18 protein-coding genes are annotated in these 20,615 nt (G+C 76.0%); 9 read left to right on the top strand and 9 right to left on the bottom strand.

Annotated elements, in window-relative coordinates:
• The first annotated feature begins 72 nt into the window (after nt 1-72).
• Nucleotides 73-618, top strand: a complete 546-nt coding sequence (locus HH311_RS09910) for a GtrA family protein (protein WP_312030050.1) — start codon at nt 73-75, stop codon at nt 616-618.
• Here HH311_RS09910 and HH311_RS09905 read toward each other — a convergent pair.
• From HH311_RS09905 to HH311_RS09895, 3 genes are read right to left on the bottom strand one after another with little or no spacing between them, the layout of a single operon-like run.
• Nucleotides 599-1,045, bottom strand: coding sequence for an FHA domain-containing protein (locus HH311_RS09905; RefSeq protein ID WP_169183487.1), 447 nt, complete (start codon nt 1,043-1,045; stop codon nt 599-601). The genes HH311_RS09910 and HH311_RS09905 overlap by 20 nt on opposite strands.
• Entirely contained in the window at nt 1,042-2,313 is a 1,272-nt protein-coding gene (locus tag HH311_RS09900; RefSeq protein ID WP_169183486.1) for a PP2C family serine/threonine-protein phosphatase, read from the bottom strand. Before HH311_RS09900 ends, HH311_RS09905 begins: the two co-directional genes overlap by 4 nt.
• Nucleotides 2,310-3,416, bottom strand: a complete 1,107-nt coding sequence (locus HH311_RS09895; protein ID WP_169183485.1) for a protein kinase domain-containing protein — start codon at nt 3,414-3,416, stop codon at nt 2,310-2,312. Before HH311_RS09895 ends, HH311_RS09900 begins: the two co-directional genes overlap by 4 nt.
• 317 nt (nt 3,417-3,733) lie before the next feature.
• On the opposite strand from HH311_RS09895, the gene HH311_RS09890 reads away from it, so the two are divergent.
• Together HH311_RS09890 and HH311_RS09885 are read left to right on the top strand one after the other, a co-directional pair.
• The gene (locus tag HH311_RS09890) at nt 3,734-4,066 is read left to right on the top strand and encodes a hypothetical protein (RefSeq protein WP_169183484.1); all 333 of its coding nucleotides are present in this window, start codon (nt 3,734-3,736) and stop codon (nt 4,064-4,066) included.
• Nucleotides 4,067-4,134: 68 nt separating this feature from the next.
• Entirely contained in the window at nt 4,135-4,524 is a 390-nt protein-coding gene (locus HH311_RS09885; protein WP_169183483.1) for a hypothetical protein, read from the top strand.
• Nucleotides 4,525-4,534: 10 nt separating this feature from the next.
• Here HH311_RS09885 and HH311_RS09880 read toward each other — a convergent pair whose 3' ends face one another.
• The 4 genes from HH311_RS09880 to HH311_RS09865 all read right to left on the bottom strand — a co-directional run bounded on the left by HH311_RS09880 (nt 4,535) and on the right by HH311_RS09865 (nt 8,645).
• Nucleotides 4,535-5,395, bottom strand: a complete 861-nt coding sequence (locus tag HH311_RS09880) for a polysaccharide lyase (protein ID WP_169183482.1) — start codon at nt 5,393-5,395, stop codon at nt 4,535-4,537.
• A complete protein-coding gene (locus HH311_RS09875; protein WP_211190056.1) occupies nt 5,392-7,044 on the bottom strand; it encodes a peptide chain release factor 3 in 1,653 nt (550 codons plus the stop codon). Before HH311_RS09875 ends, HH311_RS09880 begins: the two co-directional genes overlap by 4 nt.
• A 326-nt stretch (nt 7,045-7,370) precedes the next feature.
• Nucleotides 7,371-8,327, bottom strand: coding sequence for a TIGR03557 family F420-dependent LLM class oxidoreductase (locus tag HH311_RS09870; protein WP_169183481.1), 957 nt, complete (start codon nt 8,325-8,327; stop codon nt 7,371-7,373).
• 36 nt (nt 8,328-8,363) lie between these two features.
• Nucleotides 8,364-8,645: a PASTA domain-containing protein gene (locus HH311_RS09865; RefSeq protein ID WP_169183480.1), complete on the bottom strand. Its 282-nt coding sequence runs from the start codon at nt 8,643-8,645 to the stop codon at nt 8,364-8,366.
• A 148-nt stretch (nt 8,646-8,793) separates the two neighbouring features.
• Between HH311_RS09865 and HH311_RS09860 the strand changes: the two genes are divergently transcribed.
• The 3 genes from HH311_RS09860 to HH311_RS09850 all read left to right on the top strand — a co-directional run bounded on the left by HH311_RS09860 (nt 8,794) and on the right by HH311_RS09850 (nt 12,679).
• The gene (locus tag HH311_RS09860; RefSeq protein WP_169183479.1) at nt 8,794-10,284 is read left to right on the top strand and encodes an alpha/beta hydrolase; all 1,491 of its coding nucleotides are present in this window, start codon (nt 8,794-8,796) and stop codon (nt 10,282-10,284) included.
• Nucleotides 10,285-10,934: 650 nt separating this feature from the next.
• Nucleotides 10,935-12,203, top strand: a complete 1,269-nt coding sequence (gene nhaA / locus HH311_RS09855) for a Na+/H+ antiporter NhaA (protein ID WP_211190078.1) — start codon at nt 10,935-10,937, stop codon at nt 12,201-12,203.
• Nucleotides 12,200-12,679, top strand: a complete 480-nt coding sequence (locus tag HH311_RS09850) for an Asp23/Gls24 family envelope stress response protein (protein WP_169183478.1) — start codon at nt 12,200-12,202, stop codon at nt 12,677-12,679. The genes nhaA and HH311_RS09850 overlap by 4 nt, the downstream gene beginning before the upstream one ends.
• Here HH311_RS09850 and HH311_RS09845 read toward each other — a convergent pair.
• A complete protein-coding gene (locus HH311_RS09845) occupies nt 12,676-12,834 on the bottom strand; it encodes a hypothetical protein (RefSeq protein WP_169183477.1) in 159 nt (52 codons plus the stop codon). The genes HH311_RS09850 and HH311_RS09845 overlap by 4 nt on opposite strands.
• 107 nt (nt 12,835-12,941) lie before the next feature.
• On the opposite strand from HH311_RS09845, the gene HH311_RS09840 reads away from it, so the two are divergent.
• Both HH311_RS09840 and HH311_RS09835 read left to right on the top strand, forming a co-directional pair.
• Nucleotides 12,942-14,291, top strand: coding sequence for a hypothetical protein (locus HH311_RS09840; RefSeq protein ID WP_169183476.1), 1,350 nt, complete (start codon nt 12,942-12,944; stop codon nt 14,289-14,291).
• Nucleotides 14,288-15,010 carry a class I SAM-dependent methyltransferase gene (locus tag HH311_RS09835; protein WP_169183475.1) on the top strand — a complete coding sequence of 241 codons (723 nt, stop codon included), beginning with the start codon at nt 14,288-14,290 and terminating at the stop codon, nt 15,008-15,010. The genes HH311_RS09840 and HH311_RS09835 overlap by 4 nt, the downstream gene beginning before the upstream one ends.
• A 3-nt stretch (nt 15,011-15,013) precedes the next feature.
• On the opposite strand, the gene HH311_RS09830 is transcribed toward HH311_RS09835, so the two are convergent.
• The gene (locus HH311_RS09830; protein WP_169183474.1) at nt 15,014-18,604 is read right to left on the bottom strand and encodes an arabinosyltransferase domain-containing protein; all 3,591 of its coding nucleotides are present in this window, start codon (nt 18,602-18,604) and stop codon (nt 15,014-15,016) included.
• Between the two features lie 100 nt (nt 18,605-18,704).
• Here HH311_RS09830 and HH311_RS09825 point away from each other — a divergent pair, with 100 nt between their 5' ends.
• Nucleotides 18,705-20,528, top strand: a complete 1,824-nt coding sequence (locus HH311_RS09825; protein ID WP_169183473.1) for a hypothetical protein — start codon at nt 18,705-18,707, stop codon at nt 20,526-20,528.
• The last annotated feature ends 87 nt before the right edge of the window (nt 20,529-20,615 follow it).

The raw sequence follows: 20,615 nt of genomic DNA, 5'->3' as shown, positions 1-20,615 counted from the left end.
CGGACCGCGCCACAGGTCGAACCGCGCGGCCCTCGCCGTGCGGACGCTCCGGACGTGAGGGGACCGAGGACCGTGACCGCGCTTGCGCCGGGCCGCCGGGCCGCGCTGTTCTGGGCGCTGGTCCGCTACGGGCTCGTCGGGGTGGTCAACGCCGCCACCTACTACGCGATCTACCTGGTGGTGCTGGGCCACGTCGGCTACCTCGTCGCCCACGTCATCGGCCTCGGCGCGGCGATGGTGGTGTCGTTCTTCCTCAACTGCCGGGTGACGTTCCGCGTGCGCCCCTCGTGGCGACGGTTCCTGCTCTACCCGGCCTCGCAGGCGGTCAACGTCGCCGCCACCACCGTCGGGGTCGTCGTCCTCGTCGGGGTCGGCGTCGACGAGCGCCTCGCCCCCCTCGCCGCGGCGGTGCTCGCGGTGCCGGTGAGCTTCCTCGCCGCGCGCCTGGTCCTCGCCCACCACCGGACGACGACGGCGACCGGCCCGATCCCCGTGGTCGGCGTCGCCGAGCCGGATCCGTACCCGTCCACCGGCCCGCTGGCCACGGTCGACCCGGCCGCCGCCGCCGTGATCGAGGACGACCCGGCGACGCTGCAGCTCATCGCCGTTCGACGGTGATGGTGGTCCACGCCCCGACGTGGATGCTGTCGCCGGGGGCGAGCGGGACGGCCGTGCCGGGCTCGAGGCGTTCCGCCGCGTAGTTCACCGAGGTCCCGTTGGTGGACCCGGCGTCGAGGACCACCCAGCGGTCCGGCCCCACCGCGAGCAGCACCGCGTGCAGGTGCGAGACGCCCGGGTCGCGCGGGGGGCCGGTCAGGTCGATCCCCGGGACGTCGTCGCCGGGGGAGGTGGCCGTCGGGTCGTCGTCGGGCACGCCGCGGCGGCCGATGCGGACCTCCTCGCCCCGCAGCGGCACCTCGAACTCGACGTGCCCGGTGGGGAACTCCGGGACCTCGACGCCGCCGGGGCTGGGCTCGGCGCGGGCGCGGACCAGCTCGTAGTGGTCGCGGTCGGCCCAGACCCGTGCGATCCAGCCCGCCGTCACGGGTGTCCGGGCCGCGTCGGGTCGACCGGGTCGCCCGCGCCCCCGGTCGGGTCGTCGCCGGCACCGCCCGCGTCGTCGGGGTGGTCGTCGCCGTCGAGCGGGATGAGGATCGGCCCGGTGTCGTCGCTGCCGTCGGGCCGGGGACCCCACTCGCCGCCCCCGTCGCCGGGGTCGAGCGGCAGCAGCGCGACGGTGGCGTTGTCGTGGCCGCCCTCGGCGAGCGCGGCGTCCACCAGCGCGCGGGCGTCGGCGAGGACGTCGTCGCCGGACAGCAGCGCGGCGAGCCGGTCGGGGTCCGGGATGTGGTTCCAGATCCCGTCGCTGCACAGCAGCAGGTAGCCGGGGCCCGCCGGCCGGAAGCGGCGGGCGCGGGCGGGGCCCTCGGGGGAGTCGTGGCCCAGCCACCGGGTCAGCACGTGGGCGCGGCGGTCGGCGTGCGCCTGCTCGCGCGTCATCACCCCGGCCGCCGCGATCTCCTCGGCCCAGGAGTCGTCGGTGGAGAGCAGCTGGGAGGTGCCGTCGGGCGCGAGCCAGTAGACCCGGCTGTCGCCGACCCACGAGACGACCGCCGAGCCGCCCCGGGTGACCGCCCCGGTGTAGGTGGTCGCCGGGGGGTCGGAGGGGTCGCCGCCGAAGCGCACCAGGTCGGCCGCGGCCTCGGCGGCCGCCCCGGCCGCCGTCGCGGCGAGCGTGTCGAGCCCGGCGCCGCCGTCGCCGTGGGCGGCGATACGGGTGAGGACGGCGGCCACCGCGGCCTCCGCGGCCGCGAGGGACGCCTCGTCGCCGCGCCGCGCGGACGCGACGCCGTCGCACACCGCGCCGAGGAGCACCTCCCCAGCCGGCGTCGCGATGCGCCCGAGCGCGCAGGCGTCCTCGTTGCGGCGGCGGCGCAGGCCGCGGTCGGTGACCGCCGCGCCGGGTCCGAGGCGGAACTCCACGTGGTCGCGCACCGCGGGGCGCCGCGCGCCGCAGTTCCCGCAGGCGCCCTCGACGGCCTGGTCGGCGCCCGCGCCGCACTCCGGGCAGTCCGCGTCCTCCACCTCCGAGCGGGTCGCCTCGAGGACCGCCCGCAGGTCGGTGTGCTCCCCGGCCGTCCCGGCGGGTCCGACCGACTGCACCGGCACCCCACCGGTGGGGTCGGGATCCTGGCCGGGCACGGCGGTGCCCGACGGCGGCGTCGCCGGGCCGGCACGGTCGGGGCCCGGGCCCGCGGAGTCGTTGCCGTCGGAGCCGTTCGTCGCGGACGGCGGCGCGGAGGACTCGGTCACGTCGGGAAGGCTCCTCGTGGGGCGGGCACGCGGGCGGGGGTGCGGGGGTCCCGGTCGGGACGGCGGTCGGGTCGGTGGCCGGGATGATCGCGGCGGGGATCATCTTGGTGCACGACCCCGCGGCCGGCTGGCCCACCCACGCCGCACCGTCCGGGGCCTTCCTCCTCCTCCCCGCCGGACACCGCCCGCAGGTCCGCGGCGAGCTCCTCGACGCCCGGGTGGCGGCGGCCGGGGTCGACGGCGGTGGCCCGCGCGATCACCGGGTCCAGCGGGGTCGTGGCGGGTCCGGACCCGCCCGGCGCGAGGTGCGGGCGCACCGGCCGGCCGAGCAGGACGTCGAGCGTGCGCCCCAGCGCGTAGACCTCCGAGGCCACCGAGGGGCCCGCCCCGCCCGGGGCGATCTCCGGCGCGAGGAAGCCGTCGGTGCCCCACACCGGGCTGTGCCGGTCGTCGAGCCGGCGCACCGAGCCGAGGTCCACCAGGACCGGGCCGGCGGGGGTCGCTAGCACGTTGCCGGGCTTGAGGTCGGCGTGCAGCAGGCCGAGGCGGTGCAGGTGTGCGACGGCGGGCGCGACGGCGAGCACGACGGCGGCCGCGGCCCCGGGGTCCTGCGGGCCACGGACGGGCTCACCCGCGACGGGGTCGAGGACGAGGTGCACCGCGGCGTCGTGCTCGACGACGTCGCGCAGCCCGACCAGGGCGGGGTGGCCCCGCCCGAGCAGCAGCGCCGGGGCCGCGGCATCACCGTCGGCGCGGCGGGCGAGGACCACCGGCTCCCCGTCCGGCCCGACCCCGCGGTAGAGCCAGTCCCCGCCGCGCGCCGCGAGCTCCGTGACCCGCCAGCGCCCGGCGAGGACGGTGCCCGGGGCGAGCGCCGGGGTGAGGTCGAACGGGCGGCGGCAGTGTGCGCAGGTGCCGCGCAGCCGTCCGGGACGGCCGTCGCGGGAGCGACCGACGGCACCGTCGCAGTGCGGGCACCGGCGGCGGTGCTCCGGGAACAGGGCCGCGGCCTGATCCAGGAGGTCGTCGTGGACCGGGCGGCTCCCGCCGGACGGCCGCAGGCCGCGACGGGTCCGGCCCGCCCGCGTGCTGTGACGATCCACCGCGTGCTCCTCTGCGCGGGTGCCCGGCACCCGCTCTCCCCGACGCCGTCCGGCCGGGGGCGCGCGGTCCCCCCGGACGGTCCGAGCACGATACCTCCGGTTCCGTCCTGTCCCACCGGCCCCGCGGGCTCGACGACCGGCGGGCGCGCCGCGGGGTCCGTCCGCGTCCGTGCGCCGAGCGGTATCCGGGGCGGGCCCCCTGGCGCCGGAGCGGCGTGGAGGTGCCATGCTGGCCCGACGCACCCTGTCCGGGGCGGTCGAGGCGCAACCGGTTGCGCTGGACGGCGGCGTCGGACCCCGAGCCACGGAGACGCGCAGTGACTTCATCGACTCCGACCCCCTCGACGGGGCCGCGGACGAGCGAGGACGAGCCCTCCGGCGCCCGGCACCGCGACGCGGCCCCGGCCGGCACCGACGACACGACCTCGAGCCCGGGTACCCCGGCCGGGACGGACGCGGGGCCCGACCTCGCCGCCACGGCCGCCGAGGCCGAGCGTGCCCTCGCCGACGCCGCCAAGGCCGCCGAGCAGGCGGTCGCGGAGGCCCACGACGACGGGCAGGACGCCGTGAAGAAGGGCTACGACGACGCCCGGCGCGCGGCGGAGCAGGCGTACGAGCAGTCGTCGTCCCGGACCGACCGTGGGGAGTGAGCCGCGTCCCGTGTGAACGACGGGGCGGGGGCGGACCGTCGGGCGCACAGCGGGGAGGGGGCCGCGCGATGGCTGTGCACACCAGGGTGACCGAGCACGGTGTCCTGCTGCGCTTCAGCGGGCGGGACAAGGTGTACGCCTGCCGGGGCGGGGTCTTCCTGCCGATCGACCGGGTGCTCGGCGCGCGGACGCTGCCGCGCCGCGACGCCGTGGCCGCCAGCCCGCGGGTCCACCTGCCCGGCATCTCGGTCCCGGGGGTGCTGCGTGCCGGGGCCTACGGCGTCGGGGAGCGCCGCCAGCTGTGGATGGTCCACGCGGCCACCACGCTGCTCGCGATCTACCTGCGCGGCGTGCCCTTCCACCGCGTCGTCGTCGAGGTCGAGGACCCGGAGGGCATGAGCCGCATCATCAACGCGGCGCTGCCGCCCCGGGGCCTGCCGCCCGCCGTCCGCCACTGAGCCGGGAGGCTCAGCTCCGCGGCCCCACCAGCGCGGCGGCCGAGTCGTAGCCGGTGGCCACGCGGGCGTCGACGAGGTAGAGCACCGCGGTCTGGTTGATCGCGGTGTCCCGGTAGATGCCGGTCTTGAGGTAGGAGTCGTCGCTCGAGTACCGGGTGCCGCCGGGCGGGCGGTAGGAGTCGATGCGCTTCTGCCCGTTCATCCACACGTCGACCAGGGCCTTCGACGAGTCGGTCGAGAAGTGGATGTGCAGCACCACGTCGGTCTGCTGGCCGGTGATGGCCGGGCCGATGGGCACCGAGAAGTAGTTCTGCCCCGGGTCGTCGCCCCCGGCGCCGCCGTCGAGGACGAACTGGCCGTGGTCGACCTTGACCTCGATCGGCGGGCTGCCCTCGCCCTCGTTCTTCCACTGGGCCACGACCTGCCACCCGTCGGCGTTGACCGGGAAGTCGTCCGGCAGGAACCACGCGAACCCGAAGTAGCCGTCGTCGCCCTCGCGGTAGGGCGGGATCTGCGGCTCGAGCTCGGTGCGCTTGCCGCCGCCGGGCACCGTGTAGCGGACGGCCTTCGCGCCGGACACGTCCGGCGCGTCGACGATCGAGGGCGCGGGGGCGCCGTCGTTGTTGTACGGCGTGTCCCGGAAGTTGCCCAGCGGGTTCGGCCCCGAGAGGTTCGCCTGCCAGATCGGCGCCGGCACGGACGCCGGGTCGGGGGCGTCGGTGAGGGCGGGCGGGGCACCGGTCGCGGCGGCGCCGGACGAGCCGCCCGAGGAGCTACCGTCCGACGAGCAGCCGACGACGACGCCGGCCACCAGCAGGACCGACACCGCGAGGCCCAGCAGGCCGTGCGTCCGACCGGTCGTGGTCCTCACGGGGCGGCTCCCTCGGCGATCAGCGGCTCGAGCACGAGGTCGGGCTGGTTCTGCACCACCGCCTGCAGCCGCCACTTGTGCGGGAAGAGCGCGAGCAGCACGCCGTCGGCGCGGCGGGTGAGCACCTCGATGCCGATCGACCCCTTGAGCGCCTCCGCCCCGGCCGCGTCGGTACGGCGCGCCAGCGAGTAGTCGAGCCGCTCGAGGCGCACCGGCGCGGAGAACTCGTCGGCGAGGCGGGCGGTGACCACCTCGAACTGCAGCGGCCCGACCGCGGCGAGCACGGGCGCCTGGTCCCCGCGCAGGTCGGAGGAGAGCACCTGGATGACGCCCTCGGAGTCGAGCTGTTCGATGCCGCGGCGGAACTGCTTGGTCTTCGAGGCGTCGGCCACCCGCACCACCGAGAAGTGCTCGGGCGCGAAGCTGGGGATCGTCGGGAACGTGACCGGGTCCTGCGCCCAGAGCGTGTCGCCGGGCCGCAGCGCGGTGGCGTTGACCAGGCCGACGATGTCGCCGGGGAAGGCCTCGTCGATCGTCGAGCGGTCGCGTCCGAACATCGCCTGCGCGTACTTGGTGGCGAACGGGCGGCCGGTGGCGTCGTGGGTGAGCACCATGCCGCGCTCGAACCGCCCGGAGCAGACCCGCACGAAGGCGACCCGGTCGCGGTGGGACTTGTCCATCGAGGCCTGCACCTTGAAGACCAGCCCGGAGAACGGCGCGTCGATCGGCCGGGCCTCGCCGGCCGCCGAGGGGCGCGGCGCCGGCGGCGGCGCGAGGTCCACGAGCGCGTCGAGCAGCCGGGCGACGCCGATGTTGGAGAGCGCGGCGCCGAACATCACCGGGGTGGCGGTGCCCGCGTGGAAGGCCTCGGCGTCGAAGTCGGCGCCGATCTCCTCGAGCAGCTCCAGCTCCTCGGTGGCGCGCTCCCAGTCGACGCCCTCCTCGGCGGCGGCCCGGTCGGCGTCGAGGATCTCCTCGGTGGCCCGCGACGCACCGTGGGCGGTGCGGGTGAACCGGCGCATGGTGCCGTCGGCCCGTTCGACGAGGCCGTGGAAGTCGCCGGCGATGCCGACCGGCCAGGTGATGGGCATCGGCCGCAGCCCGATCCGCTGCTCGACCTCGTCGACCAGCTCCAGCGGCTCGCGGCCGGGACGGTCCCACTTGTTGACGAACGTCAGCACCGGCACGCCGCGCGCCCGGCAGACGTCGAAGAGCTTGAGGGTCTGCGGCTCGAGGCCGCGCGCGGCGTCGAGCAGCATCACCGCGGCGTCGACGGCGGCCAGCACGCGGTAGGTGTCCTCGGAGAAGTCGCCGTGGCCGGGGGTGTCGAGCAGGTTGACGACGTGGCCGCGGTAGGCGAACTGCAGCACCGCGGAGGTCACCGAGATGCCGCGCTCGCGCTCCATGTCCATCCAGTCGGACGTGACGCCCTTGCGCCCGCCCTTCCCGTGGACCGCGCCCGCCGCGGAGATCACCTCGGCGTGCAGCGCCAGCGCCTCGGTGAGCGTCGACTTGCCGGCGTCCGGGTGGGAGATGACGGCGAACGTCCGACGACGGCGGGCCTCGCCCGCCGGGGTGCCCTCGCCGTCGGTCCTCTCGTCCCTGCCCGGGGTCTCGCGCGGATCGGTGTACGGGGAGGCCACGGTCATCCGGTGGTCCTCCCCCTCCTCGTCTCCATCGCAGGCCAGGTTACGGGTGACGCCGGTGTGACCGGCGTCTGGGGGACGGCGCCCGGTGTGGGTCACCCGGGTGGTCGCCGAGGGCCGGACGGCGGCCTCCGGCCGGGGTCGGGACCCACGCTCGTCGCGTGCAACGGACCGCCGAACGGATCTGGGGCGTTCACGAGTGCCTCACGGTGGCCCGGACACGGCACACTCCTCACGGGCAGACCGCCCGGTTTGCCGAGCGGTCGCCCCCGGGAGTCGTCGGGCCGGTCCCCCCGGGGGGAGGGGACCGACCCGGCGACGCCGGTGGGCTACAGCTCGCGCAGCGCCCCGATCAGCTCGCCGCGCGCGTGCTCGAAGAACCCGTCGACGTCCGGTCCCGCGTTGATCAGCGCCAGGTGGTCGTAGCCGGCATCGGCGAACGGGCGGGCGCTCTCGACGTGCGTCGCGGTGTCCGGCCCGCAGCCGAAGGCCTCCCGCATGTGCTCCGGGGTCACCCAGGACGTGGCGGCGTCGAAGTTGACCGGGTTGGGCAGTTCCGCCTGCACCTTCCACCCGGTCAGCCCGAACCGGAAGAGGTCGCGGGCGCTCTGCGCGGCCTCCTGCGCGGTGGCGGCGTAGGCCAGCGGCACCTCGGCGTAGCGCGGCCCGTCGCCGCCGGCCTTCCCGTAGGCCTCGACGAGGTCGGCCCGCGGCTCGGTGACGAACAGGCCGTCGCCGAGCTCGCCGGCGAGGGCGGCGGCCCGCGGCCCGCCCGCCGCGACGACGATCTTCGGCAGGGTCTCCGGGAGGTCGAAGACCCGGGCGTCCTCGAGCGTGAGGTGCTTCCCCTCGTAGTTCCGGTAGCCCCCCTGCCAGAGCAGTCGGATGATCTCGAGCGACTCCCGGAACATCTCGTGGCGGACGTGCACGGCCGGCCAGCCCTGCCCGACCACGTGCTCGTTGAGCCGCTCGCCCGCGCCGACGCCGAGCGTGAAGCGCCCCTCGGCGAGGAGCTGCGTCGTCGCCGCGGCCTGGGCGATCACCGCCGGGTGGTAGCGGATGAAGGGGCAGGTGACGCCGGTCGCGAGCTCGATGCGCTCGGTCCTCGCGGCCATCGCGGCGAGCATCGACCAGGCGAACCCGGAGTGCTGCTGCTCGGAGACCCACGGGTGGAAGTGGTCGGAGATCTCGACGAAGTCGAACCCCGCCTGTTCCGCGAGCACGCACTGCCGGACCATCTCGGTGGGCCCGTAGCCCTCGGCGATGAGCTTGTAGCCGATCCTCATGCGCCCGGGTGCCCGGTGCGGGCACGCCCGACCCGGTCAGGTGTTCGCGCCGGCCCCGTCGAGCGGCTCGTCGGGCTGCAGCCGGGGCATGTTGCCGCCGCCGTCGTCGTCGGGCTCCACCCAGATCGTCACCGGGTCGCCCGCGGGCACCCGGAGGCCGGCCAGCGGCTGCTGGGCGGTGACGGTGCCGCTCACGGTCGGCGGGGTGTCGGGGTCCGGATCGACCGCCACCACGCGGGCGGAGATCGCCATCTCGTGCGCCTCGGCGGCCGGGAGCCCCACCAGCGCCGGAACCAGCACCAGGTCGGGCTCGTCCATGGGCCGACGGTAGCCATCCGCGCGCGCCCGCAGAAGGGGCTGCACGGCCTGCCCACGCCCGGTACCGGCAAGATGCCCCGAACGGTCGGGTTCCGCCGCGGTGGCCCCGGCACGCAGTCATGTCGGGCAGGTGGCGGTCGGGGGCGGGATGGGACGACGAACGGTGCGGCCACGGCGCAGGTCGTGGGCCGCCGTCGGGGCCCTCGCGGCCGCCGTGCTGGTGGCCGGCTGCGGGAGCGTGTCGTCGCTGCCGGCCCTGCAGACCGGGTCGTCGACGAGCACCACGCCGGCCCCGGCCCCGCCGCCGAGCCCCGTCGGCGCCCCGGCGCGGTTCGTGCCCTGCGACGGCGCGTTCCAGTGCGCGACGGTCACGGTGCCGGTGGACTACGCGAACCCGACCGGCCCGACGATCGGGATCGGCATCGTGCTCCAGCCGGCCAAGGACCAGTCGCGCAAGATCGGCGTGCTGCTGGTCAACCCCGGCGGTCCCGGGGGCTCCGGGATCGACACCGTGGAGAGCGGCCAGATCCCGGCCGCCGTCGCCGACCGCTTCGACGTGATCGGCTTCGACCCCCGCGGCGTCGGCCGCAGCACGGCGCTCAAGTGCCCGGTCGGCCCGGACACCCCGTACTACGGCGACCCGGACCCCGGCGACCCCACGGGCGAGGCGCAGACCGCGCAGGCCGTCGAGCGCTACGACCAGTCCTGCGGCGACGCCTACCGCCAGCTGCTGCCCCACCTCGGCACCCGCGACGTCGCCCGCGACATGGACTCGCTGCGCACCGCCCTCGGCCAGCAGCAGATCAGCTACCTGGGCTACTCCTACGGGACCTCGATCGGCCAGGTCTACGGCGAGCTGTTCCCGCAGCGCGTCCGCGCGATGGTGCTCGACGGCGTCGTCGACGTGACCCTGCCCGGCCTCGACCCGAGCCAGGCGGAGAGCTTCGAGAACTCGCTGCACCAGTTCGCGGCCGACTGTGCCTCGCGGCCGGACTGCCCGGCCGGCCCGGACGCGATCGCGATGCTCGACCGGGTCCGCGCCCGCGTGGAGGCCTCGCCCATCCCGGTGGCCGGGACGACGCCGCTCTCCCCGGGGCTGCTCGAGCTCGGCGTCGTGCTGCCGCTGTACTCCAAGGGCAACTGGCCGGTGCTCGCCCAGGCGCTCAAGGCCGCCGACTCCGGGGACGGCGGCCCCTTCCGCCGCCTCGCCGCCAAGTACTTCGAGGGGTCGAACTCCGACACCTACAACGCCGTCACCTGCCTGGACAGCTCCTGGCCGCGCAACCAGCAGGAGGTGCTGGCCCAGGCCCGCACCGCCGAGACGCGGGCGCCGCACTTCAGCGGCAACGTGCTCGTCAGCGGCCTGACCTGCGCCGACTGGCCCGTCCCGCAGGACCCGCTCACGCCGCCGACCGGGCAGGGGCTCGCCCCCGTCCTCGTCATCGGCACCACGAACGACCCGGCGACGCCGTACCAGAACAGCGTGAACCTGGTGGCCCACCTGCCCGGGTCCGCGCTGCTGACCCACCGCGGCGACGGGCACACGGTGTACGGGCAGGGCGACACGTGCGTGGACGACCAGGTCAACCGCTACCTCACCGACCTCACCCTGCCGGGACCGAACGCCACCTGCTCCTGACGCGCGCGGCGGGGTGATCAGGGGTACGTGGGGCAGGTCTGACGGCGAGTCGGGCTGCCTCAGGTGCCCCTCGCGCGGGCGGGGCGGCCCGCGTGGTTGGTCAGGAGCACGTTGGGCAGGTCCGGGGGCGGCCGGGCCTGCTGGGTGTGCCCCTCGCGCGGGCGAGGCGGCCCGGGTGGTTGGTCAGGGGTACGTGGGGCAGGTTCGGCGGCGACTGGGGCTGCCTTGTGTGCCCTCGTGCGGACCTCGGTGGCCGAGGGCGCTTGATCAGGTGCACCGAGGGCCGGTCCGGACTACGCCCTGTGTCGTCGGGTCGGCTGGCCGACCCGGCCGGTTGATCAGGGGTACATGGGGCAGGTTCGACGGCGGCCGGGCCTGCTGGGTGTGCCCCTCGCGCGGGCGGGGCGGCCCGCGTGGTTGGTCAGGAGCACGTTGGGCAGGTCCGGGGGCGGCCGGGCCTGCTGGGTGTGCCCCTCGCGCGGGCGGGGCGGCCCGGGTGGTTGATCAGGAGCACCGGGCGCCGCGGGTCGCCCGTAGACTCCACCACGGTGCGCCGGGAAGCCTGGTCGGCGAACGATGCCGCCCGCCCCGGAGAACACGGAGACGCCGTGACGCCCGACCCCCGCCGCGCCGGCCGTCGTCGGGACCTGCTGCGCCGGACCCGCACGGGCCGGCTGTTCGTCCCGCCGTCGCCCGGGGAGTCGACCCGGCTGGGCGAGCTGCTGCGCCGGGAGACCGTCGGGGGCGCGCTGCTCATCGGCGCCGCCGTGCTGGCGCTGGCCTGGTCGAACTCGCCCTGGCGCGGCGCGTACACCGCGCTCGGCGCGATCACCGTCGGCCCGGCCGCGCTGCACCTGGACCTCCCGCTCGCTGCCTGGGCCTCCGACGGGCTGCTGGCGATCTTCTTCTTCGTCGCCGGCCTCGAGCTCAAGCGCGAGTTCGTCGCGGGCGACCTGCGCGACCCGGCCCGCGCCGTCCTGCCGGTCGCGGCCGCCGTCGGCGGGATGGCCGTGCCCGCCGGGCTGTACCTGCTGGTCACCCTCGGCGATCCGGCGGCCGTCCCCGGCTGGGCCGTCCCCACCGCCACCGACATCGCCTTCGCGCTCGCGGTGCTCGCGGTGATCGGGCGGGGTCTCCCGACCGCGCTGCGCACGTTCCTGCTGACCCTCGCCGTCGTCGACGACCTCATCGCCATCACGATCATCGCGGTGGTCTACACCGAGCACCTCGCGGTCGGGCCGCTGCTGCTCGCGCTGGTCCCGATCGCGCTGTTCGGGGTCCTCGTCCAGCGCCGGGTCCGCTCGTGGTGGCTGCTGCTGCCCCTCGCCGTCGTCGCCTGGGCCCTGGTCCACGCGTCCGGGGTGCACGCGACGGTGGCCGGCGTGCTGCTGGGCTTCACCGTGCCGGTGATCCGGCGGGCGCCCGGGGACGGTCCCGGGCTGGCCGAGCACTTCGAGCACCGCTGGCGTCCGCTCTCTGCGGGGGTCGCGGTGCCGGTGTTCGCCTTCTTCGCCGCCGGGGTGTCGGTCGCGGACGCCGGGGGTTGGGGCGCCCTGGGCGACGCCGTCACGCTCGGGGTGCTGGTCGGCCTGGTCGCCGGGAAGACCGTGGGCGTGGCGGGGGCGACGTGGCTGGTCTCCCGGTTCACCCGGGCCGAGCTCGACGCGTCGCTGTGCTGGTACGACGTCCTGGGGCTGGCCCTGCTCGGCGGCATCGGCTTCACCGTGTCGCTGCTCATCGGCGAGCTGGCCTTCGGCCCCGGCACCCCGGCCGACGACCACGTGAAGACCGGCGTGGTCGCGGCGTCGGTGGTCGCGACGCTGCTCGCCACGCTCGTCCTGCGCCTGGCCGCTCGACGACGGCCCGTCCGGGCGAGGGGTGACGCGACCGACCCCGCAGCGGGTACAGAGTCCCCATGAGCACCCCGACGCCGCCCGTGCCGCCCACACCGCCCCCGCCGCCCGGAGGGGGGCTGCCCGGAGGGACCCCGGTCACGGGGAGCACCGAGGTGCTGCCCGCCGTCGTGCAGAAGGTCGTGGCCTACGCCGCCCGCGAGATCCCCGGCGTGGTGGCGCTCGGCGCGGCCGGCTCCCGCGCGATCGGGGCGGTGCGCCAGAGCCTGACCGGCAGCACCGAGAACGTCGGCGGGGTGCGGGTCGAGCTCGACGGCGACACCGCGAAGGTCGGGCTGGACGTCGAGATCGAGTACGGCGTGGGCGCCCGGGAGCTGACGCGCGGGCTGCGCCGGCACGTGCCGGAGGCGGTCGAGCAGATCGCGGGCGTGCGGGTCACCGAGCTGAACATCGTCGTCACCGACGTGCACCTGCCGGGTGCCGACGACCCGGCGGACCAGCCGACCCCGCCCCCGCCGAGCGCCCCCGCCGCGACGCTCTAGACGATCCCGCGGAGGAACGTGATCAACGAATCCCCGGCTGACGCCAGGTCGGCGAGGATGTTGTTGACGGTGTGCGCCGCCGTCGTCGGGGAGCTGATGATCCAGAAGACGACGAGGATCGCCACGAGGATGCCGACGACCTTCCCTACGGACACAGCGTCACCGTACCTTCACGCCGGGTGAGTCACACAGGGGAGTGACACGGTATTCACCGGGATGGTGCACCAATCGGCGCACCCGGGCGAGCGGTGATCGGCCGGGGGTGTGTCGCTATCGTCGTTCCATCAGTGCGACGACCGACCCCTCCGGCCCCTCGCCCGCGGCCCGCCCGCGCGGGCCGGGGGCCCGACGTCTGGTCGGGTCGGCGGGGATCGGCGTCGTCGTCTCGGGCCTGCTGGTCAACGTCTACCTCGCGGTGGTCGCCCGGGCGCTGACCCCGGCGGAGTACGCCACCTTCGGCGCCTTCTGGGCTCTCGCGCTCGTCCTGGGCTTCGGGCCGTTCCTCCCGCTGGAGCAGGAGCTCGCGCGGCGGCTGTCGTTGCGCGAGTCGCGACGGCAGGTGCTCCTCGCCGGGGCGGCCACCGCGGCCGGGCTCGGGGTGCTCGCCCTCGTCGTCCTGCTCGCGGCCTCGCCGGTGGTGGCCAGCTCGCTGGACCGTGACCCCTGGGCGTTCGGGGCCCTGGTCGCCCTCTGCGTGGTCTCGGCCGGCCAGTTCCTGCTGCGCGGGGTGCTCATCGGCACCGACCGCCTCGTGCGTCACGGCGCGGTGATGGTGCTCGACGCGCTGCTGCGCCTGGGCCTCGCGGTCGTCCTGCTCGTCGTCGGCGGCCGGCAGGCCTCGCTCTACTGCTGGGCGCTCGTCGCGGCCATCGCCGCCGCCCACCTGCCGCTGCTGCCCGCGGCGTGGCGCCGCGCCGAGCGCGAGGTCACGGTCGTCGCGCCCGACCCCGCCCGCCACGGCACGCGCGCGCTGGCGGGGACGGCGACGCCGCTGCTCGTCGGGTCGGTGTGCGCGCAGCTGCTGCTCAACGGCCTGCCGGTGGTGGTGGTCGCGCTCGCCGACGGCAGCGCCCAGGCCGCGGCCGGCGTCTTCGTCGCGGCCTTCACCCTGGCCAAGGCGCCGCTGTCGATGGTGGTGCCGCTCCAGTCCGCGGTGGTGCCGACCCTGACGCGCCTCCTCGCGGCCGGCCGGCGACGCCAGGTGCTGCGGCTGCTCGGGAAGGGGGCGGCCGCGCTGGCCGGCCTCGCCGTCGTCGGGGTGCCCCTGGCCTGGTGGCTCGGCCCGCCGATCGTCACGCTGGTGTTCGGCGGGGAGTACCGGATCGCCGGCGCCCAGCTCGCGGTGATCGTCGCCGGGGTGCTGGCCCACGTCGGCCTGGTCGTGGTGACCCAGGTCCACGTCGCCCGCGACCGGCACGTCGACGTGGCGGCGAGCTGGCTCGCGGGGCTCGTGGTGGCGGCGGTGATGTTCTGGCTCGTGCCGGGCGTCGTGGTGGCCGGGGAGGTGGCCTTCGGCGTCGGGTCGGCCGTGGGCGCGGTGGTGAGCGCCGTGCTGCTGCTGCGCACGCACACGGCGGCCGACGGGATCGTGACGGAGGGGACGGCGACGTGAGTGCGGAACAGGCGCCCGGCGGCCACGAGGGCGCGGCCGAGCACTACGACGCCGACTACTACGCGGGGAACGGCCAGGCCGGCGACCGCCCCGCGCTGCGGCTCTACACCCGGCTCGTCGCGCGCTACACCGACGGCGGGCCCTATCTCGACTTCGGCTGCGGCACCGGGCACCTCGTGCGGCGGCTCTCCGCGCTGGGCCCGGCCTGGGGCTTCGAGCTCTCCGAGTACAGCGCCGCGACCGCCCGCGCGAACGCGCCCGGCGCGACGGTGACCACGAGCGTCGACGAGCTGCCCACCGGCGGCTTCGGGGCCCTCACCGCGATCCACGTGCTCGAGCACCTCGACGACGCGACCGCCACCGAGGTGCTGGGCACCTGGCGGCGCATCCTGCGCCCGGGCGGGCAGGCCCTCGTCGTCATGCCCGACCCCGCCGGCCGGGGCCGCCGGCTCGCCGGGGACGGCTGGATGGGGTTCGCCGACCCCACCCACATCAACCTCAAGCCGCACGGCGAGTGGGCCGCGTTCCTGCGCGCGCACGGGTTCCACGTGGAGCGCGAGGGCACCGACGGGCTCTGGGACGTGCCGTACTCGCGGCTGCCGAAGCTCGTCGACGCGGCCCGCTACGCCGTCCCGGGGTTCGTGCAGTTCGTCGCCGGGCGGATGCTGCTGCGCCCCGGCACCGGCGAGTCGTCGATGTTCGTGCTCCGGCGCGCCTGAGCCCTACGGCTGGGCCCCGGACACCACCCGGGAGCCGGGCACGAGGGTGTAGCGCCCGCTCGGGTAGGGCTGGTCGAAGAGCATGAGGAAGACGTCGTCGTCGACGTCGGGGAAGTCGTGCAGGCGGGTGCGCAGCTCGGTCACCGTCGCCTCGCGATAGGCGTTCCCGACGATGCCGCCGTTGTCCGGCTTCGCGGTGAAGTCCGCCAGCGCCGACCCCTCGGTCTCCCCGTAGCCGAGGAACCCGTCCATGGTCTGGGTGATCCCGTTCTGCTGGATCGGCTGGTGGATGCAGGGGAAGAGGAACGCGTTCTCCCAGGCCACCGTGTAGGTGTTGTCCCGCGGGAGCACCGTGGTCATCGGGGCCCACCGCTGGGCCAGCGGGGCGGTGAAGGCGAGCCAGCCGCCGACGTCGGTGGTGGTGTCGGTGGCGACGAGCCGCACGAGCGTGGCGTCGGGCGGCAGGACCTGCGACTTCGTCATGTCCACGGTGCGCCAGTCGGTGCCGTCGCTGGTCTCGCGGACGGTGCTCGCGCCGAGCGGGGCGCCGCTCCCGTCGCCCCGCGCGTACTCCAGGCGCAGCGAGTTGCCCTGTCCCAGCCGGCCCGAGACCTCCGTGGTGAGGGCGACGTCGCGGGTCGGTCCCGAGGGCAGCCGGAACCAGGGGCTGGTGAACGTCCCGGTCCGCGCGTCGGGGGAGCGGCCCTCCGAGGGCGCGCGGAAGCTCCCCCACACCGGCAGCCCGCGCGGGAGGTCGGACGGCGGCGGGCTGGTGGGCAGGGTGGCGTCGCGGGGGAACGCCTGGTCCTGGTCGCCCCCGTCGTCGTCGGGCGGGGGCAGCGGTCGCAGCGGGAGCAGCGGGGTGCGCTGCGGGGTGAGCACGTCGATCGCCCGCTCGGCGCCGCACCGGGAGGCCGACGGGTCCTGCCACGCGTCGGCCGCGGGGGAGTACGTCTGCGTGGTGTGCACCGCGGACAGCGCGAAGTCCGAGATCATGCGCCCGGTGCTCGCGGCCAGCGCCACGGTGCACAGCACCGGGATGGCCAGCATCAGCGACCACGGCCGCCAGCCGCGCCCGCGCCACGTCGTCACTAGCGCGACGCCGAGGGCGAGCACCGCGAGCAGCACGGCCCACCACACCGGCTGGTCGAAGAAGAAGCCCTTGACCGACGGGTAGTCCAGCCAGGAGGGTATCCCGAGGCCCCACATGAAGCCCCAGCGGTTGCGGCCGTGGCCCGCCAGCGCGATCACCGCGACCGCCGCGGCCGCCGACGCGAGCACGGCGGGGACCGGCACCTTGCCCTCGCGGGCGCGGACCGTGCGCACCGACGCCCGGACCAGCCCCGGCCCGGCGACCAGGACGAGGGCGAGGAAGGGAGCACCGACCCCGGCGATCGCGCCGAAGTGGTGGGAGGGCTTGCTCGGCGTCGGCAGCAGCAGCACGAACGCCAGTACCGTCGTCCAGCCCGAGAGCATCAGCCGCTGCGGCACCGGGAGGTCCCGGACCCGGGCGACCACCGCGGTGACGAGGAACCAGACCAGCGCGAGCAGGCAGAGCAGCACCGCGGTGCGCTTGGCGTAGGTCCCGAAGCGCGAGGTCTCGTCGAGCAGACTCGCGTACCGCTGGAACTCCAGGTACCAGGTCTGCGCCCGCTGGATCGGCGCGAAGATCTGCTGGGACCGCACGAAATCGCCGTAGGTGCCGTCGGCGAACCCGGCGACCGCGCCGAGCGCCCCGGGCGCGATCACCACCAGCCACCGCGGCGGGATCTCCCACCAGTGCGACGACCGCGCCCGGATCACCCGCCAGGCCTTCGGGGCGGCGGCGAGCAGCGGCGCGAGGCAGATGAACCCGGTCGGCGCCGTCATCAGCCCGATCCCGCCGAGGCCCACCGCCAGGGCGAGGAGATCCATCCGCTCGCGCTCGACGCCCTCGGCGACGACGGCGAGGGCCAGCGCCGCGAACACCGCGGTGTAGGGCTCGGGGCGGGTGCCGACGTCGTAGGGCAGCCACCACGCCAGGAAGGCGACGGCGAGCACGATCCGGCTCGCGGACGCGAGCCACCGGTGGTCGCGCCACGGGAACGTCACGCCCGGGCAGCGCGCCACGAAGACCCGGATCGCCAGCCAGGTGACGATCCCGCAGACCACGGCGGGCACGCGCAGCGCGACCGGGGAGACGCCGGCCTCCTGCTGCCACCAGGAGAGCAGGTAGTACGGCCAGGAGAACGGCGTGAAGCCCTGGTTGTAGAGCTGGTAGTAGTTCGGGACGTAGCCGGCGAACGGGACGTCGGCGGCCATCGCCGAGTAGTAGCCGTCGTCGTCGGTCAGCGGGGCGAGATAGAGCCAGGAGAGCAGGGCGAGGATCACGACGGGATCGACCAGGCGGGGCCGGAAGCGGCCGAGCGCGGCGAGGACCTTCGCGTCGATGCGGGCCCACCACGCCGGGGCCCACTCCGGGGGCGCCCAGCGCGACCCCTCGCCGGGTGGCGCGCGGTCGGGGGCGGCGTCCTGCGTGGCGCCGCGGTACCGCTGCCGGCGGCGGCCGAGCCAGATGGCCACCGTCGTCGCGAGGCCGCCCAGCACGACGGCGAGGACGGTCGCGGTGATCAGTCCCGACTTGAACGAGGTCGGCGAGCTGGCGTAGCGGTCGTCGGGGTGCACGCTGACCGACAGGTCCGCGGGGGTCGCGCCGGGGAGGGCGGCGAGCGAGCTCGACAGCGCGTCGATGTCGGGGAGCGCGCTGATCGGCTTGGGCGCGGGCTGCGAGTCCGGCGGGATGTTCTTGACCTCGTCCGGGTCGGCCTCCCCGAAGCGAGGGGTCAGCTGGCCCAGCGGGACCCCGTCGCGGCTCACCGCCACCCGGGCGGCGGTGCCGTCGACCTCGTAGGAGCAGTCGCCCGGGGGCAGCCGCTCGGCGACGATGTCCTGCCCCGCGCTGCGCACCGTCAGCTCACCGGCACGGACACGCACCGTGAGCGCCTTCTTGTCGAAGTCCGACGAGCCCGGCGACATCGTCGTCAGGACGTAGCCGTCCGGGGTGGCGCCCGCCGCGCGGGCCGCCCGGCAGCTGAACCGCGCCGAGAACGACTCCGGCTGGTAGGCGGTCAGCATCAGCATCGTCGGCTGCGGCCGGGTGGCGTCCTGCGGCCACCGGATCTCCGGGTGGTTCTGCACCACCGGCGCGAACGGCAGCAGCACCCCGCACGCGACGGCGACCAGCGCGGACGCCACCGCGACCACCCGGGCGACGAGCAGGCCGTCGAGGCCCCAGTCGTCGGGGCCCCAGTGGTCCGGGACGTCGTCGTCGGGGGTGAAGACGTCCTCGGCGGGGGCCGGGGCGTGGCCGTTCCCGGCGTCCGGCCGGGCGGTCACGGGCTCGGTGCCCGCGTCGAGCCCGGTGTCGGTGCCGGTGCCGGTGTCGGCCTCGGCGTCGGTCTCGGTGGCGCTGCTCGCCCGGACGGGCACGAGGCGCCGCGGGCCCAGCCGCCCGGACCGCATCGGCACCAGGCGGCGCAGCAGCAGGCCGGCCGTGGTGGTGGCGCCGGGATCGGGGTCGGACGCGTCGACACCGTCCTCGGTGCCTCCGCCCACGCCGTTGCTCCCGTCTCGCGTCCGTGCCTGCGGGGGCGACGCTAACAACCGGGCGGCTCCGGCTCGGTGAAGCCGTGCCCGCGTCGTACATTCTCGGGCGGTGACGACCTCGACGACCTCCCGGCCGCCCGCGGTCGGTGACCCGACGCCGCCGCGCCCCCGGCGCGGCGCCCGCGTCGCGGCCGAGCTCGGGATCGTCGTCGCCTACCTCGCCGCGTCCGCGCTGCTGTACCACCGGGTCCTCGCCGACCTGGCCGGGCGCGCGACCGGCTGGGTGTCCTCGGACTCGTCGTTGTTCGCGTGGTGGCTGGGCTGGATCCCGTACGCGCTCGGCCACGGCCTGGACCCGCTGACCTCCACCTGGCAGGACGCGCCCGACGGCGTCAACGGCATGTGGAACACCGGCGTGCCGGTGCTCGGGGTGCTGCTCGCGCCGGTCACGGCGACCGCCGGACCGGTCGTCGCCGACAACGTCGCGATGATCCTCGGCCCGGTCGTCTCCGCGTACGCCGCGCACCGGGCGCTGCGCACCCTCGTCGGCCCGCGGTGGATCAGCGCGCTCTCCGGATTGGTGTACGGCTTCTCGCCGTTCGTGGTCGCCCACGCCTGGGTGGGCCACGTGAACCTCGTGTGGTCGGTGTTCCCGCCGGTGGTGCTGTGGGCGGCGGTGCGGGTGTTCGCCGGGCGGGGTCCCGACGGGGGCCGCGCGCGGCCCTGGCGCGACGGCGCGCTGCTGGGGCTGGCGGCGGCGCTGCAGGTCGGGCTCTACACCCAGACGGTCGCGCTCGGGGCGGTGGCGCTCGTCGTCGTCGCCATCGTGCTGGCGGTCTCGGCGCCGCGCGCGGCGTGGCGGCGGATGCCGGACGTGGCCCGCTCAGTGGCCGCGGCGGCCGTCGTCGTCGCCGTGCTCTGCGCCTGGCCCGCGTGGGTGCTGCTGCGCGGGCCCAGCCGGCCGCGGGGCCCGATCCGCGACGCGCTGACCATGGGTGCCGACGCCGCCAACCTCGTCGTGCCCTCGCCGCTCACCGCGATCCGGCCGGGCACCGGCGCGCTGGCCGCGCACCTGCGGGCCTACCCGGGCGAGCAGGGCTCCTACCTGGGCGTGGCGATGCTGCTGGTGTTCCTCGCCGCGGTGGTGCTCGTGCGCTCGCGGCCGGTCGTGACCGCGGCGGTCGTCACGGTCCTGCTCGGGGTGCTCTCGCTGGGTACTTCCGTCGCCGTGCTCGGGCGCGACACCGGGGTGGCGCTGCCGTGGCGGGTGCTGGTGGACCTGCCGCTGGTCGGGCAGGCCGAGGCCGGCCGACTGGCGCCGTTCGTGGCGCTCGGGGTGGTCACGGTGTGGGCGCTGGCGCTCGAGCACCTCACCCGGGGCGGGGTCGGCCGCTGGCGGTCGGTGGCGCGGGGGGTCGTCGTCGTGCTCGTCCTCGCGGCGGCGGTGACCTGGGTGCCGGTCGACGACCAGCGCACGACCGACCCCGGGGCGCCGGCCTTCTTCACCGCCGGTGCGCCGGGCCTCGGCCCGCCGGCGGCGGACGGGGGGCCGCCGATCGTCGAGATGGTGCCGCGACCGTCGCAGGCCTGGCTGGGCGGCGGCGACCCGCTGCGCTGGCAGGCCCTCGCCGGGTACTCGTTCCGGCAGACCGGCGGCTACTTCATCGGCGGCAGCCCCACCACCCCGGTGCTCTACGAAGGGGAGATCGGCGCGTTCCAGCGAGGCGTCGCCGACGGCGGGCGCGGGGACGTGGCGGCCGCGCGGGCCGACCTCGCGGCGCGGCACGTGTCGGCGATCGTGGTGGTGCCCTCGGCGGTGGCGGATCCGGACGCCGTGCTCGCCTGGGCACGGACCGTCGGTGGTGGGGCGGCCCATGAGGCGGACGGTGCGTGGATCGTGCCCTTCTGTCCGATGAACCGTTGCGGGGCGTGACTCGATCGATCCCGTCAGGCGATACCGTGGTGCCCCGGATGAGCTCGGCCGGCGACGGTCGTCCACACGACGAGCACGGGAGGCACG

It is taken from the genome of Actinomycetospora sp. TBRC 11914 (genome assembly GCF_012933465.1).
Lineage (GTDB): Bacteria > Actinomycetota > Actinomycetes > Mycobacteriales > Pseudonocardiaceae > Actinomycetospora.
Note: the sequence above shows the minus strand (reverse complement) of the source record. Positions and strands in the feature narration are given on the sequence as shown.